This window comes from Pedobacter sp. KBW01, from assembly GCF_003852395.1.
Lineage (GTDB): Bacteria > Bacteroidota > Bacteroidia > Sphingobacteriales > Sphingobacteriaceae > Pedobacter.
In genome coordinates this window covers 32,045-47,510 of sequence record NZ_QAJQ01000036.1, presented here as the reverse complement: position 1 = coordinate 47,510, position 15,466 = coordinate 32,045, and the positions used below count along the sequence as shown (strand labels likewise).

14 protein-coding genes are annotated in these 15,466 nt (G+C 37.9%); 7 read left to right on the top strand and 7 right to left on the bottom strand.

Annotated elements, in window-relative coordinates:
* The first annotated feature begins 99 nt into the window (after positions 1-99).
* Both kdsA and DBR40_RS27330 read left to right on the top strand, forming a co-directional pair.
* Positions 100-912: a 3-deoxy-8-phosphooctulonate synthase gene (kdsA, locus tag DBR40_RS24985; RefSeq protein WP_124562457.1), complete on the top strand. Its 813-nt coding sequence runs from the start codon at positions 100-102 to the stop codon at positions 910-912.
* Positions 913-988: 76 nt separating this feature from the next.
* Positions 989-1,123 carry a DUF2071 domain-containing protein gene (locus DBR40_RS27330; RefSeq protein ID WP_199748423.1) on the top strand — a complete coding sequence of 45 codons (135 nt, stop codon included), beginning with the start codon at positions 989-991 and terminating at the stop codon, positions 1,121-1,123.
* Positions 1,124-1,357: 234 nt separating this feature from the next.
* On the opposite strand, the gene DBR40_RS24975 is transcribed toward DBR40_RS27330, so the two are convergent.
* Positions 1,358-3,244, bottom strand: a complete 1,887-nt coding sequence (locus DBR40_RS24975; protein ID WP_124562456.1) for an OmpA family protein — start codon at positions 3,242-3,244, stop codon at positions 1,358-1,360.
* A gap of 36 nt (positions 3,245-3,280) precedes the next feature.
* Positions 3,281-3,904, bottom strand: a complete 624-nt coding sequence (locus DBR40_RS24970; RefSeq protein ID WP_124562455.1) for a 7-carboxy-7-deazaguanine synthase QueE — start codon at positions 3,902-3,904, stop codon at positions 3,281-3,283.
* A 107-nt stretch (positions 3,905-4,011) separates the two neighbouring features.
* Here DBR40_RS24970 and DBR40_RS24965 point away from each other — a divergent pair, with 107 nt between their 5' ends.
* Positions 4,012-4,347 carry a Rieske (2Fe-2S) protein gene (locus tag DBR40_RS24965; protein ID WP_124562454.1) on the top strand — a complete coding sequence of 112 codons (336 nt, stop codon included), beginning with the start codon at positions 4,012-4,014 and terminating at the stop codon, positions 4,345-4,347.
* Positions 4,348-4,748: 401 nt separating this feature from the next.
* Here DBR40_RS24965 and DBR40_RS24960 read toward each other — a convergent pair whose 3' ends face one another.
* The 5 genes from DBR40_RS24960 to DBR40_RS24940 form a co-directional block, all read right to left on the bottom strand.
* Positions 4,749-5,630 carry a bifunctional 5,10-methylenetetrahydrofolate dehydrogenase/5,10-methenyltetrahydrofolate cyclohydrolase gene (locus DBR40_RS24960; RefSeq protein ID WP_124562453.1) on the bottom strand — a complete coding sequence of 294 codons (882 nt, stop codon included), beginning with the start codon at positions 5,628-5,630 and terminating at the stop codon, positions 4,749-4,751.
* Between the two features lie 80 nt (positions 5,631-5,710).
* Positions 5,711-7,498 (bottom strand): translation elongation factor 4, encoded by a 1,788-nt coding sequence (gene lepA / locus DBR40_RS24955; RefSeq protein ID WP_124562452.1) that lies wholly within the window; start codon positions 7,496-7,498, stop codon positions 5,711-5,713.
* 214 nt (positions 7,499-7,712) lie between these two features.
* A complete protein-coding gene (locus tag DBR40_RS24950) occupies positions 7,713-9,137 on the bottom strand; it encodes an MATE family efflux transporter (RefSeq protein WP_124562451.1) in 1,425 nt (474 codons plus the stop codon).
* Between the two features lie 268 nt (positions 9,138-9,405).
* Positions 9,406-9,825, bottom strand: a complete 420-nt coding sequence (locus DBR40_RS24945) for an acyl-CoA thioesterase (RefSeq protein ID WP_124562450.1) — start codon at positions 9,823-9,825, stop codon at positions 9,406-9,408.
* Positions 9,826-9,907: 82 nt separating this feature from the next.
* On the bottom strand, positions 9,908-10,306 hold the full coding sequence (locus DBR40_RS24940) for a hypothetical protein (protein ID WP_124562449.1): 399 nt from the start codon (positions 10,304-10,306) through the stop codon (positions 9,908-9,910).
* Between the two features lie 355 nt (positions 10,307-10,661).
* On the opposite strand from DBR40_RS24940, the gene rpsO reads away from it, so the two are divergent.
* From rpsO to rpe, 4 genes are all read left to right on the top strand, one after another.
* Positions 10,662-10,946: a 30S ribosomal protein S15 gene (gene rpsO / locus DBR40_RS24935; RefSeq protein WP_047797868.1), complete on the top strand. Its 285-nt coding sequence runs from the start codon at positions 10,662-10,664 to the stop codon at positions 10,944-10,946.
* A gap of 175 nt (positions 10,947-11,121) precedes the next feature.
* Positions 11,122-13,257: a polyribonucleotide nucleotidyltransferase gene (gene pnp, locus DBR40_RS24930; RefSeq protein WP_124562448.1), complete on the top strand. Its 2,136-nt coding sequence runs from the start codon at positions 11,122-11,124 to the stop codon at positions 13,255-13,257.
* Positions 13,258-13,387: 130 nt separating this feature from the next.
* Positions 13,388-14,467: a hypothetical protein gene (locus DBR40_RS24925; RefSeq protein ID WP_124562447.1), complete on the top strand. Its 1,080-nt coding sequence runs from the start codon at positions 13,388-13,390 to the stop codon at positions 14,465-14,467.
* A gap of 273 nt (positions 14,468-14,740) precedes the next feature.
* Entirely contained in the window at positions 14,741-15,412 is a 672-nt protein-coding gene (rpe, locus tag DBR40_RS24920) for a ribulose-phosphate 3-epimerase (protein WP_124562446.1), read from the top strand.
* The last annotated feature ends 54 nt before the right edge of the window (positions 15,413-15,466 follow it).

Sequence of the window (15,466 nt, the reverse complement as noted above, 5' to 3'; positions counted from 1 at the left end):
AAGATGGGAAAGGTAATATGGATCATGTATCCAGTTATTTTTCCCATCTTCTTGTCTATTATCCATTTTACATCTTCCATCACACATCATCCATTTTACATGCTTAACTATTTAGATAAAATAAAAAATACAGATTCAGGGAATTTCTTTTTAATGGCTGGTCCATGTGCTATTGAAGGCGAAGAAATTGCCATGCGCATTGCAGAGAAGATTATTACCATAACCGATAAACTTAAAATTCCTTATATTTTTAAAGGTTCTTACCGCAAAGCTAACAGGAGCAAAGGCAGTTCATTTACAGGCATTGGCGATGAAAAGGCTTTAAGGATTTTGGAAAGGGTTGGCCGCGAATTTGGTGTGCCTACAGTAACCGATATTCACGAAAGTGATGAAGCGGCTATGGCAGCAGCTTATGTAGATGTATTGCAGATTCCGGCATTTTTATGTCGCCAAACCGATTTGTTAATTGCAGCAGCCCAAACTGGCAAAGTAGTTAACGTAAAAAAAGGCCAGTTTTTATCAGCTGGTTCGATGAAATTTGCAGTGGAGAAAATTAAAGAAGCCGGTAATGATAGAGTGATTTTAACCGACAGAGGAAATACCTTTGGTTATCAGGATTTAATAGTTGATTATCGCGGTTTACCCGAAATGCAAAGTTTTGGCGTACCCGTGGTGATGGATTGTACCCATAGCTTGCAGCAACCCAACCAAAGCAGCGGTGTTACTGGTGGTAAACCCGAATTAATTTCGACCATTGCTAAAGCAGCCATTGCCGTTGGTGCCGATGGCCTGTTCATCGAAACACATCCCGATCCGGCTAATGCCAAATCTGATGGAGCCAATATGCTGCATTTAGATTTGCTTGAAGAAACTTTAACCAAACTGATCCGTATCAGACAAGCGGTTTTGTAATGGTTTCAAACAAAGGAGTTTTCTTAACTGCAGAGGGAGTAAGCTTGCACTTGCACAGTATGCTGTAGATAAGGAAATTCTTTTAAAGTATTTACCGCCTAATACTGAATTTGATAGTTGGGAGGGGAAATATTATGTAAGCCTGGTTGGATTTATGTTTGTCGACGTAAAGCTGCTTGGCTTCAATGTACTTTTTCATAGTACTTTTTGAAGAAGTAAACCTGAGGTTTAAAGCGGGAGATGACTGGAAACGTGGCGTGGTATTTATTAAAGAGACACCCACCTCTAGCGAATTTAGACAGTCATTCCCGTGCAGGTGGGGTCTTAAAGCTATAGCGATGTGATTTCGCGATTTTTATATGCTGAATGCAATGAAGCATCTTTTGTGGATGTGTTTTCATTTGAGGGAGATTCTTCACTACATTCAGAATCACAACTTAAAATATTAAACCTTCGTAATCACGAAAGAGGTTCTCCTGTTATTTTTTCTGCCCAGTTCAGTTTTATTATCAGCAATTGGCTTGCTTGCACCCAAGCCTTTAAAAGTAAGCCTTTTGGTATCAATCTGGTTTTTAATCAGGTAATCGTACACTGCATTTGCCCGATTAAACGATAATTTCTCATTCAGCTTATCATCGCCAACATTATCAGTATGTCCTTGAATTTCGATGTTAACCGATTCATTTTGATGCAGGAACTCAATTAATAAATCGAGCTCGCGGATAGAAGCAGGCAGCAGGTTAAATTTATTGGTGTCGAAAAATATATTGCGAAGGGTTACGTTACCGCCCTGTTTTATTTTTTCAATCTCTACCGCTATCTGGTAGGGTTTGCTAATATCAGCTGCTTTTAGTTCGAAATTTTCTGAATAAAACAGGTAACCTTCAGCGTTTACGTTAAACAAATAGTCGCTCCCTATGGGCATTACCGCGAGAAATTCGCCCGTTTCAGGATCGGTGTAGTCATCAAAAACGGTCTTATTGGTTTTAAGATCGATTACCTGAACGTTACTTTCAATGGTTTTTTTAGTGTCCTTATCTCTTACTACGCCTTTAACATAGGTAATTTTTGCCGGCCTGGCTTGCTCCGGAATCCCAAAACTGTAAATGTCTTGCGCACCAAAGCCGTTCTTTAAATTCGACGAAAACAAACCAAAGTTTCCGTCGGCACTTACAACTAAACCACTCTCATCATCGAACGAATTAATGGGGTAGCCAATATTAAATGGTTTCTGCCATTTTCCGCTGTCATCCATGCGGCTGTAGTAAATATCCTTGTTGCCAAAACCCGGCCATCCGTCTGATGAAAAATAGAGGGTTTTTCCATCTACATGTAAGAAAGGTGTATTTTCATCATATGCGGTATTAATATCCGGACCAAGGTTCACTGCAGGCCCCCACTTAGCGTCATCAGTAATGGTGCTTTTCCATATATCGTAACCACCAGAACCACCAGGTCGGTTGCTGATGAAATACAAGGTTCTACCATCAGGGCTAATGGCAGGTTGCGACTCCCAATATTCGGAGTTTACAGGCTTACCTACATTGTAAGGCTCGCCCCAGTCTTTGCCTTCACGGTGCGAAACATAAATGTCGCATCTGCCCAATCCGTCAGGGCGGTTACAGCCCGTAAAAAAAAGGTATTTGCCATCAGGTGAAATGGTTTGTGCACCTTCGTTATAGCGTTCGGTATTTATTTTGGCCGATAAGGGCGTAGCTTTAGTCCAGGTATTATTTTTGAATTGTGAAGTCCAGAAATCTTCGTTGCCATTAACCTGTCGGGTAAATATTAAGGTTTCGCCATCTGCAGTCAACGCAGGGAAATACTCGGCATCTGTTGTATTCACCCCTTCACCGAGATTGGTTGGTATATATTTTACCGGTTTTTTAACTGCTGAAATAGCGAAATCGCAATCCAGTAAGTATTTCTTTGCTTTTTTAGCACGTTCAGATGAAGCATCGAGAGCCAAAAAGGTGTCGAAATCTTGTTTTGCCTTAGTATAATCCTGTGTAGCAAACTCAGTTTCTGCCAGGCCAAAAATAACCTCAGGTTTTACGCTTTTATTAACAAGTATGGCTTTTTGATAAGCGCCTTTAGCTTCGAGATATTTCCGTTGGATTTTGTAAACCCCAGCCAGAACAATATAGGCATTCTGGAATAGCGGATCGCTTTCAACGGCATTTTTCAGTAACTGTTCAGCACCTGCGAAATCCTGCTTTTGGATTGCGGCACCTGCGTTCTCAAAAGAATTTTGTGCTTTTTTATTGCCCGAGCCTTGCGCAAATGCACAAAAGCTCAAAAAACTAAAACATAGGAACAGACAAAACCTCATACATTAACATTTGGTTATAAAGCTAATGTATCGTTTTTAAGGAATATTTAAAAATTTGTGTGTTTGTAAAGAAATTTCCCACTTCGGATTGGCCATCACATAGTCGATAATCATTGGTGTAATTTCCTTGGATTTTGACCATTCGGGCTGGAGATAAAGCTTACAGCCCGGCGATACCATTGCGGCATATTCTTCTGCCCATTTAAAATCGCTTTTATTGAAAACGATTACTTTCAGCTCGTTGGCAAAAGGGGTAATGTCTGGCCTTGGTGCTTTAAATTTTTTGGGCGATAAACAGATCCAGTCCCAGTTGCCAGATAGCGGGTAGGCACCAGAGGTTTCAATAAAGGTTAGTATGCCTCTTTCTTTCAGCTTATTGGTCAGGTAATCGAGGTTGTAAATTAAAGGCTCACCACCGGTAATTACAACGGCTTTACCCGGAAAGCGGTCGGCATTTTCTACAATAACATCCGAAGCGGTTAGCGGGTGCATTTCGGCATCCCAGCTTTCTTTAACATCGCACCAGTGGCAACCCACATCGCAACCGCCCAAACGGATAAAATATGCCGCTTTGCCAGTGTTAAATCCTTCGCCCTGTATGGTGTAAAATTCTTCCATTAAAGGAAGTAATGTGCCGTCTTCTGGAATGTCTTGTTTCATTTTTGAGGATGCAAATATCTTAAAAAAATATGGGGAAGCAGTTCCTATTTCGAAATTTAATAGAAAGATGAAATAATACTGATATTTATTTGCCGTATTTTAGCTGTATGAAGTGGTTTAAAGCCTTAAATAACAATCAGATTCCACCAGCCGACGACATTAAAACCATTTCGATTGGTGGCAAACAGATCTGTGTAATCAATAATGAAGACAAGCTTATCGCTACCCAATCACATTGTCCACATGCAGGCGGACATTTTAGCGGGGGCTGGTGTAAAAACGGGCATTTAATTTGTCCCATTCACCGTTATGAGTACAGCCTCGAAACCGGAAGAGGAGCAGAAGGGCAGGGAGATTACATTCGCATCTATCCAACCGAATTGCGGGAGGATGGCTTGTACATTGGCTTTGAAGAAAGCTGGTGGAGCAAGTTGTGGGGTTAATTGGTTCACTTGTTCATTAGTAGGTTAACTGGTTAATTGTTTAAATAGGTTAACTGACTCCAAACTCCAAACTCACAACACCCAACTCCCTGTTTTATGGGTTAATTGTTCCTAGCGGCCGCTTATGCTCAATTTATCAATAGTTTACTAACCATAAGTTCATTCATTATCGCAATAACGAACCAGTGAGATACGTCATTCTGAACTTGTTTCAGGATCTTTTATGTGAGAATAACATTTTAATCAGGTCGCCTTTCTATTAGAGTACAGTACAAATGGGGAAGTAATCATCAAACGCTAATCACCAATCGCATATCGCTAAACAAAAAAAGCGATCCAACAATGAACCGCTTTTCTATATTTTTTGGACGTTGAGTCCTCCACCTTATAACCTTCTACCTTTAAGAATAAATCTCTTTCCTTGCTGATGCCAGAGTATTTTTCAATAAACCCACAATGGTCATTAAGCCTACGCCGCCTGGTACCGGGGTAATGTACGATGATATTGGTGCAACATTATCAAAGTCAACATCACCATATAGTTTAAAGCCTGATTTAGTTTCCGAAGAATTTTCTCGGTTAATGCCCACATCGATAATAATGGCGCCCGGCTTAACCATATCGGCTGTAACAAAGTTCTTTTTACCAATAGCAGCTATTACGATATCGGCCTGTAAAACCTGTTCTTTTAGATCTTTGGTGCGCGAGTGGGTAAGTGTTACAGTACAGTTTCCAGGATTTGCATTTCGGGCCATTAAAATACTCATAGGACTGCCCACAATATTACTGCGGCCAACCACAACACAATGTTTACCGGTTGTATCGATATTGTATTCCTGTAACATTAGCAAAATACCGTAAGGCGTTGCCGGAATAAAGCATGGTAAATTACGCATCATTCTGCCCAGGTTTACCGGATGGAAACCATCTACATCTTTGCGGTGATCGATCTTTTCAGTAACTTTTTCAGGGTCGATGTGTTTTGGCAATGGCAATTGTACAATTAAGCCATCTACATCTTCATCCTGGTTAATTTCCTCAATTTTAGCCAGCAATTCTGCTTCTGTAACCGAGTTATCATAACGGTGAAGTGAAGATTTAAAACCTACCTTCTCACAATTTTTCATCTTGCTCGCTACATAAGTTTCGCTGCCACCATCGTTACCTACTAAAATAGCAACTAAATGTGGCTTGCGCCCTGTTTTATTCAAAAACTCAGCTGCTTCTTCGGCAATCTGAACTTTAACTTTTTCTGATACGTATTTACCGTCTAATAGTTTCATGTTTAAATATCGGGGTAGCAAGTATAAAGTATCAAGATTTCAGTTGCTTGCAACTTGATACTTTACACTTGATTCTATTTTTAGTCTAATTTCAAAACTGCCATAAATGCCGTTTGCGGAATCTCTACGTTACCCACCTGACGCATACGTTTTTTACCTTTTTTCTGTTTCTCCAATAACTTACGTTTACGGGAAATATCACCACCATAACACTTGGCGGTTACATCTTTACGCAAAGCACTTAATGTTTCACGGGCAATAACTTTGGCACCGATAGAAGCCTGAATTTTAATTTCAAACTGCTGACGTGGGATCAGTTCCTTTAATTTCTCGCAGATTTTTTTTCCGAAATCGTAAGCATTGCTACGGTGGATCAATGATGATAAAGCATCAACAGGTTCATCATTAATTAACATATCTAAACGAACCAAATCAGATTTGCGGTAACCAACCTGATGATAATCGAAGGATGCATAACCTTTAGAAATTGTTTTCAGTTTATCATAAAAATCGAATACAATTTCGCCCATTGGCATTTCGAAAACCAATTCTACACGATCCGATGTTAAGTATGATTGATTTACAATTGTTCCTCTTTTCTGAATACAAAGTGACATCACAGGGCCAACAAAATCAGCTTTAGTAATGATATTGGCTTTGATATAAGGTTCTTCAACCGAATCCAATTTACTTGGGTCAGGTAGATCAGATGGATTATTTACAAAAATTTCGTCGCCTTTGGTAGTGTGCGCAACGTAAGATACGTTGGGAACGGTTGTTATTACCGTCATATCGAATTCACGCTCCAAACGTTCCTGGATAATCTCCATATGCAGCATGCCTAAGAAACCGCAACGGAAACCAAAGCCCAAAGCTGCAGAGCTTTCAGGTTCGAAAACGATTGAGGCATCGTTAAGCTGCAATTTGTGCATGGCCTCACGAAGTTCTTCAAATTCATCGGTATCAACAGGATAAATACCGGCAAAAACCATTGGTTTTACCTCTTCAAATCCTTGAATGGCATCTAATGATGGTCTTGCAGTAGTCGTAATCGTATCCCCAACTTTTACTTCTCTTGCTTCTTTAATTCCTGAAATAATGTAGCCTACATCTCCGGTTTTAACCACATTACGTGGCGCCATATCTAACTTTAAAATACCAACTTCGTCAGCTAAGTATTCTTTGCCAGTATTGATGAACTTTACTTTATCACCTTTTTTAATTTCTCCGTTTACTACTTTGTAGTAAGCAATAATTCCCCTGAATGAGTTGAAAACGGAGTCGAAGATTAAAGCTTGCAAAGGTGCTTCCGGATCGCCAACTGGTGCTGGAACACGATCAACAATTGCCTGGATAATATCAGGAATCCCCATTCCGGTTTTACCCGATGCAGGAATAATATCTTCACGTTTACAGCCAATCAGATCAATAATCTGGTCTTTTACCTCTTCTGGCATTGCGCCCGGTAAATCCATTTTATTTAAAATCGGAATAATTTCCAGATCGTGCTCTAAAGCAAGATATAAGTTAGAAATGGTTTGGGCCTGTATACCTTGCGATGCATCTACAATAAGTAGCGCACCTTCGCAGGCAGCAATAGAACGCGAAACTTCGTATGAAAAATCTACGTGTCCGGGTGTATCGATTAGGTTGAAATTATATTCAATATCACCAACTTTATAGTTCATTTGTATGGCATGACTTTTAATGGTGATGCCTCTCTCACGCTCTAAATCCATATTATCGAGCAATTGCGCCTGCGCTTCACGCTGCGAAATCGTCGCTGTATATTCTAATAACCTATCAGCCAGGGTACTTTTACCATGGTCGATATGTGCAATAATGCAAAAATTACGTATATGCTTCATCTTTGCGCAAAGATATGCTTTTTAATGGAAATTGTAAGGGGGAAAATGGAAGATAGGAGAGGCTGTATCATTAGTTATAAAATTACTTCAATTTTATCTGGTTAAACACATCAAAATACTATGGAAGGCATTTATTCATGGTTTTCCGACAGACTCTGGATTGATAATTTATATTTAATTTATGATATAGCCTCTTCTTAATTTCTTATAGTGTTTAAACAACCGTTTTCTTCCATTTACCTTTTTTAAACAGGATGTAAGCGGCTACAGCAATTCCTGCTTCGGCGGTTGGTATAGCTATAAATACTCCGGTTGGGCCCAGCTCTAAAAACCTGGTCAAAAAGTAAGCGAAGGGAATCTGAAACAGCCAAAAGGCAAAAACGTTTATTTTTGTAGGTGTCCAGGTATCGCCGGCACCATTAAATGCACTAGTAAGTACCATTCCCAATCCATAAATGATGAAGCCAATACTTAGTGTTTTTAATGCATAACTTGCGATTTCAATTACCTTTTTATCTGATGTAAAAAACGCTGCAAATAAATTTCCGCATGTCAGAGAAAGTATACTTATTATTGCCATAAAACCGACCATATACTTCATTGTTATAAAGACTGATTTCTCAGCTCTATCTAAATGACCAGCACCTAGATTCTGCCCAACAAGAGCCGCAGAAGCATTGCTAAGCCCCCATGCAGGCAATATAGAAAACATCATTAATCTCAAAGCTGTTTGAAATCCTGCCGAACCATCTGGCCCTCCGGTTGTTGCAACTAATCTTGTAAGAAAAATATAACTGCATGAACCTATACTAAACTGCAAAATACCAGGAACGGCAATTTTTACAATAGCCTTAATCTGCTCCCAATCGGGAATAAAATTACTAATGATAATTTTTAATGCATTCTTACCATTAAAAAGATTGTAAACCTGGTAAGTTACACCCAAACCTCGGCCAATGGTTGTTGCAATGGCTGCGCCGGTTAAACCAAATGCAGGTATCGGGCCAAAACCGTTGATGAAAATAGGGCAGAGGATAATATTTGCAATGTTTGCGATCCATAAACTTCGCATGGCAATGGCGGCATTTCCGGCACCTCTGAAAATACCATTAATTAAGAACAGCAATACAATAATAAGACTACCACCCATCATAATGCGTACGAAAGGAGTACCATGATCGGCGGTTACCGTACTTGCGCCCATCAGTAATAAAATATCGCGGGCATAAATTAAGCCTAAAATACTGATAATGAGATTAACGCTTACGGCAATTAAAATAGTTTGCATACCTGCTTTTGAAGCAGCTTCAGGATTTTTCTCACCTATTCTGCGGGCTACAACTGCTGTGGCAGCCATACTTAAACCAATAGCGAGCGAATAAATAATAGTTAAAACAGATTCTGTTAAGCCAACGGTTTGTATAGCGTTACTACTATTTTCCAAATGGCCAACAAAATATAAATCAACCAGCGCGAAAACAGATTCCATAGCCATTTCCAGCATCATAGGGATGGCCAGTAAAATAATGGCCCTTTTTATACTGATAGCTGTTAAATCGACCTCGTGACCTTTTATAGCTTGCACGAGCAGCTCGAAAAAAGAAGATAGTTTGCCCTTTGTCTTTATGGACTGTGACATATAATAAAGTTAAAATGTAATGAATAAACCAAATGATACGCATTACGCGTATATACCTAAAATTAAAATCGGAGGGAATCCTCGGTGTTTAGAACCTCAAACGGATTGCAGATACTATCATGGCTCTGGTCTTTTTGATAGATCAAAGATAAATAAAAATTCTAAACGTCAAATTTTGAGGACGATTATTTTAGTTGATGGTTAATTTGCCACGGAGGCACGGAACTCACGGATTATTTTTTCAGTACTCTTATCTGTGTAATCGCCCTTAAATACTGTAAGCTTTGATCATCTCTTCAGTAACCTTAGAGCCTCTGTTGGTATTCAGGTCAATCAATACGTAGTCAAAAATGCCATCCGAAGCTACCTTGCCAGTTTTTTTATTGATGATTTCGAACTGCACCGAGCAACCTTTTTCGTGCATGGTTAAAATTCCGGTACGGATCAGCATCAAGTCGTTCATCAATAGAGGGCGTTTAAAATTGATATCAACACGGCTTACCACCCAGCCTAACCCTAGTTTGGTAAAATGTTCCCAAGGCATTCCGTAAAACCTTTCCATCTGTTCGTAACGGGCAGCCAGCACATAATCTAAATATTTACTGTTGTGCACGTGGTTGAACATGTCTATATCATCCGGACGGACACGTAATTCGCTTTCGAAGATGCTGTATTGATTCTTTTCCAAGGGTAAATGTTTTCTGCAAAAGTAAGGTATTTACTTTAAAGCCGTTTTTAAAGTTTTTGTTACAGCTTTTCAAAAGAAAAAGTTATTCAACTTCTTTCGGCCCGGATTTATCATTACTCATAAACCTCCACTGTTGCCCATAAAGCGATTCATATTGAACCATTATTTTAATATCAGACTTTTCGACCAATGGCCCCAGACGTTCATCATCTATTTTGATTAAACTTAATTTTTCTCCAACTGGTAGCACTTCATTTTTCCATAAATTAGTAAGCAGTACAGCTTTTGTTGAATCCAGTTTGTGGTCGGTTTTTATTTGTTTAAGAATATCGGCTATGTTTTGATAGGGTTTTGACTTATAATAAAATGCATAATCAGATACAATTGCCGGCCCTAAACCTTGATTTGCAATCAGAAGTTCGTAATGATAAGATTGATCGTTAGTGTTTATTTTATCAGAAAAGCTATTGGAATAGCTCATTAACAGCGGTTTTACTGATGCATATTGCTGAATTCGTTGTAATCTGGTTTGGTATAGTGTTATAATTATTGCGCAAATACTTGTTACAACTGCGCACACTCCAACAATGGTGTTTAATGATAATTTGGGTTCTTTGCTAACTTTCGGTTTCCGCATCTCTTGGTATTAATGGTATCTAAGTTCTAAAATAGAAAAACTCTAGGATTCATTCTTATTAACTATTAAATATTTAAGCTAATAATCAAGGTATTAAGGGCTGAAAAAGTATCCATACTGTCATTTGCTTTTAACCAAAAATAACTTTATCTTTGCGCCACAATTAATTAATTTTTATTGCTTTAATATTATTCAAGAAATGTATTTAAGTCCAGAAAAGAAAGCCGAAATCTTTAAACAACACGGCGAAGTAGAAACCAACACTGGTTCTGCAGAAGGTCAGGTAGCGTTATTCACATACCGTATTGCGCACTTAACAGAACACTTAAAGAAAAATCGTAAAGATTTCTCTACACAGTTGTCACTTCAAAAATTGGTAGGTAAACGCCGCGGTATTTTGGCTTACCTATACAAAAAAGATATTGAGCGCTATCGTGCTATCATCAAAACTCTTCAGTTGCGTGATATCATTAAACAAAAATAAGCGCAAGTTTATCAGAAAAGCCATTCTTTAGGGAATGGCTTTTTACTTTACCTCAAAAAAAAATGACGGGGATTATCATAGATAGATTTTTTAATTCTATCTTCGTTTGCAAAAACAAAAACATATATAAACAACGGTGTGTAGAAAGAGGAAAACACACCATAATTCTATTTAAATGAATGTAATAAAAAAATCGTTCGACTTGGGCGATGGCAGAATTGTAGAAATTGAAACTGGTAAACTGGCTAAACAGGCTGACGGTTCGGTTGTAGTAAAAATGGGCGATACCATGTTGTTAGCAACAGTAGTATCAACAGTGGGCGCTAAACCAGGTACTGATTTTTTACCTTTATCGGTTGATTATCAGGAGAAATATGCAGCAACAGGCCGTATCCCAGGAGGCTTTTTACGTCGTGAGGCAAGATTATCTGATTACGAGGTTTTAATCTCTCGTTTGGTTGACAGGGCTTTGCGTCCAATGTTCCCTTCAGATTATCACTCTGATACTCAAGTGATGATTTCATTAATTTCTGCTGATAAAAATATTATGCCTGATTGCTTAGCTGGTTTAGCTGCATCGGCTGCATTATCAGTTTCAGATATTCCTTTCAATGGTCCGATTTCTGAAGTACGTGTTGCTAAAATCGATGGTAAATTGGTAATCAATCCATATGCCAGTGATTTAGAGCGTGCAACTTTAGAGTTTATGGTTGCTGGTTCGGCTAACGATATCGGTATGGTTGAGGGTGAGTGCGATGAAATTCAGGAAGATGAAATGGTTGAAGCATTGAAATTTGCACACGATGCAATTAAAAAACAATGTGCTATCCAGGTTGAATTAACAGAGGCTACAGGTAAAACTGTAAAACGCGAATATAGCCACGAAGATCACGATGCTGATTTAAAAGCAAAAGTTTACGCCGATACTTACGATAAAGTTTATGCATTAGCTAAATCTGGCTCGAACAAAGATGAGCGTAAAGTTGGTTTCACAGCAATTATTAACGAATTCTTCGAAGCAATGCCAGAAGATACTGCTGATTTAACTAAAGCAATGGCAAAACATTACTATCATGATGTACAGTACGATGCGATTAGAAATTTATTGTTAGATGAAGGTATTCGTTTAGACGGTCGTAAAACTACTGAAATTCGTCCTATCTGGAGTGAAGTTGGTTATTTACCTGCTGCTCACGGTTCGGCTGTATTTACACGTGGCGAGACTCAATCTTTAACTTCAGTTACTTTAGGTAGCAAAGATGATGAGCAAATGATTGATGGTGCTTTCTTTAATGGTTACCAAAAATTCTTATTGCACTATAACTTCCCTGGTTTTTCAACTGGTGAGGTAAGACCAAACAGAGGTGCAGGTCGCCGCGAAATTGGTCACGGTGCATTAGCACAACGCTCTTTGAAAAAAGTATTGCCACAAGGTGAGGCAAATCCTTATACCATCCGTGTTGTATCTGATATTTTAGAATCAAACGGTTCATCATCAATGGCAACTGTGTGTGCTGGTACATTAGCGCTAATGGATGCTGGTATTAAAATCAAATCTCCGGTTTCGGGTATTGCAATGGGTTTAATTACCGATGAGAAAACTGGTAAATATGCAATCCTTTCTGATATTTTAGGTGACGAAGATCATTTAGGTGATATGGACTTTAAAGTAACTGGTACTGAAAATGGTATCGTTGCTTGTCAAATGGACTTAAAAATCAATGGTTTATCGTACGAGGTTTTAACAAAAGCTTTATTGCAGGCTAAAGATGGTCGTTTACACATCTTAAACGAGATGAAGAAAACCATCAGCCAGCCGAATGAGGATTACAAACCACATGCTCCACGTATTGTTTCTTTAACTATCGATAAAGAATTTATTGGTGCAATTATCGGCCCTGGAGGTAAAATTATTCAGGAAATGCAACGCGAAACCGGTGCATCAATCTCTATCGAAGAAGTTGATGGAAAAGGTATTGTTGAGGTATTTGCTGATAATAAAGCATCAATTGATGCAGCAGTTACCCGTATCCGTAACATTGTAGCTAAACCAGAAATTGGCGAAATTTACCAAGGTAAAGTAAAATCAATTATGCCTTTCGGAGCATTTGTTGAAGTAATGCCAGGTAAAGATGGTTTATTACACATCTCTGAAATTTCGTGGGAACGTTTAGAAACCATGGATGGTGTGTTAAAAGAAGGTGATAAAATCGAGGTTAAATTGTTAGACATCGATAAACAAGGTAAAATGAAACTTTCCCGTAAGGTTTTATTACCAAGACCTGAAAAACCAGCTGCACCAAAAGCTTAATAGGTGAACGTAATGCTGAACTTGTTTCAGCATCTCAATAACGAAAACCCTTTCAGTTAGCTGAAAGGGTTTTTTGTTTTATGTGAAACGTTTTTCTTAGATTTATTGAGTTCTAAATCGCTTCTCTATTATGAAGAATACCGCACTACTTTTGTTATTTTCAGTTTTGATTATGGCTTGCAACCAACAAGAGCATAAATCAAAAGGCAACACCAATAAAAAAAATACATCGAGAACCTTAGAAAACAAATCAGCTAATTTCAGCGAAAAAAGCTTGATTGCCTTTATGGATAGTGTTGGAAGGCTTTCAACTGATTCATTGGTAAAAAAAACTTCTTTTTATGCCGATTCTGTGTTTTTAGCTATTCAACAAATTAACCGGAAGTTAAATAAATTAGAATATAGTACATTAAAAACAGCTATTAAACAGAGATCAATAAAGATTGATCAAGCTGAAAAAATCTTTGGTAAAATAGAACTCGACAGTATTTATCTGGGTGAAAAAAATATTCCGGTTAAATTTTATGCTTTTGGTAAAGGGAGTAGAAATAAAAAGGAGTTTGCAATTTCTTTTAATGAAGATCGGGTCCGGGGAAGAACTAATCTTTATTTCTTTAATGGCGATTCGTTATTAGCAAAAAAAGCGATATATAATTATTATGGCCTTGAGCTTAATCATTATAAAGATGCAGATGGCAAAACCATAATTTATTACAGGGAAGATTATATCACCGGCTCGGGGATTTGGTGGAATAATTTGTATTTCTACAAATATTATAATAACCGTTTCATCCCTGTATTGAATGAATTGTCTAATGGGAATACCACAGGTGCTTTGGGATCGCGTCAAAAATGGCTGGAGTCAATCAAGCTGAAGACCAATCCTTTGATGTTAAAAATGGTTTACTCCCATGGCTTTAATGAATGGAAGAACAATGATTACCCGGACTTAAATTATTTGTTAAACGATTCTACCATTGTAAAGTATAGCTGGGATGAAAAGAGTAAAACACTAAAAGGAGCTTACGAAAATTCAAAGATTACAAAACCACAAATTTTAACTTATTATGTTGAGGATAATGAACTGCTATACATAAACGTTTTTTATGATCTGTTAAAGAACAAGATGAGAGATAATGAAAAAAGAAAATTAATTCTAACTTATTTAAATACAGTTAAAAAACACGAAAGGGACAGGGATTCTAAGTAAATAATATATTTTTAAGCTGACAAATAGAAATTTTTCTTTCATATGAAATGAGAACTTGAATGTTTCTCACTAAAAACTTTCATGGTTCTTTTGTAACTTGCAGTATTGCTATGAAAAAGGAAATTCTTACCAATTCGTCATGCTGAATTTATTTCAGCATCTTACCTGTTATTAAGACCCTGAAATAAATTCAGGGTGACGATTGCTTTTAGACTTTGCAGATACAATATAAAAGCGATTTATTCGCATTATTGAAAGGATTAATACCAAAATATGAAATACATTATAGCCCCATCCATACTTTCTGCCGATTTTGGCAATTTGCAGCGTGATATTGAAATGATTAACAACAGTGAAGCCGATTGGTTCCATGTTGATGTGATGGATGGCGTTTTTGTACCCAATATATCTTTTGGCTTTCCGGTTATGGGTGCTGTTAAAAAACATGCAACAAAACCTTTGGATGTTCATTTAATGATTGTGGAACCTGATAAATACATTCAGGATTTTGCTCAGGCAGGGGCAGACCGCATTACCGTTCATTACGAAGCCTGTACACACTTGCACCGTAGTATTCAATTAATAAAGGCATCAGGCTGTAAAGCCGGGGTGGCCTTAAACCCACATACACCTGTTACTTTATTGCAGGATGTAATTGAAGATCTGGATCTGGTGCTGATTATGTCTGTTAACCCCGGTTTTGGCGGTCAGGCTTTTATTCACAATACCTATAAAAAAATACAGGATCTGAAAGCGTTGATTAAAGGAATTAACGACGATTTAATTATTGAGGTAGATGGTGGTGTAGGTTTGCAGAATATAGCTACACTGATATCGGCGGGTGCGAATGCTTTTGTAGCGGGTAATGCAATTTTTGCGACTGAAAGCCCTACAGTAACTATTTCTGAGATGAAACAATTAACCCATAATAGTGTGAGTATTTAATTGTTTTATTGCTAAATTGTTCTGATGATAATAAGTAATTTTTTAGCACTTAAA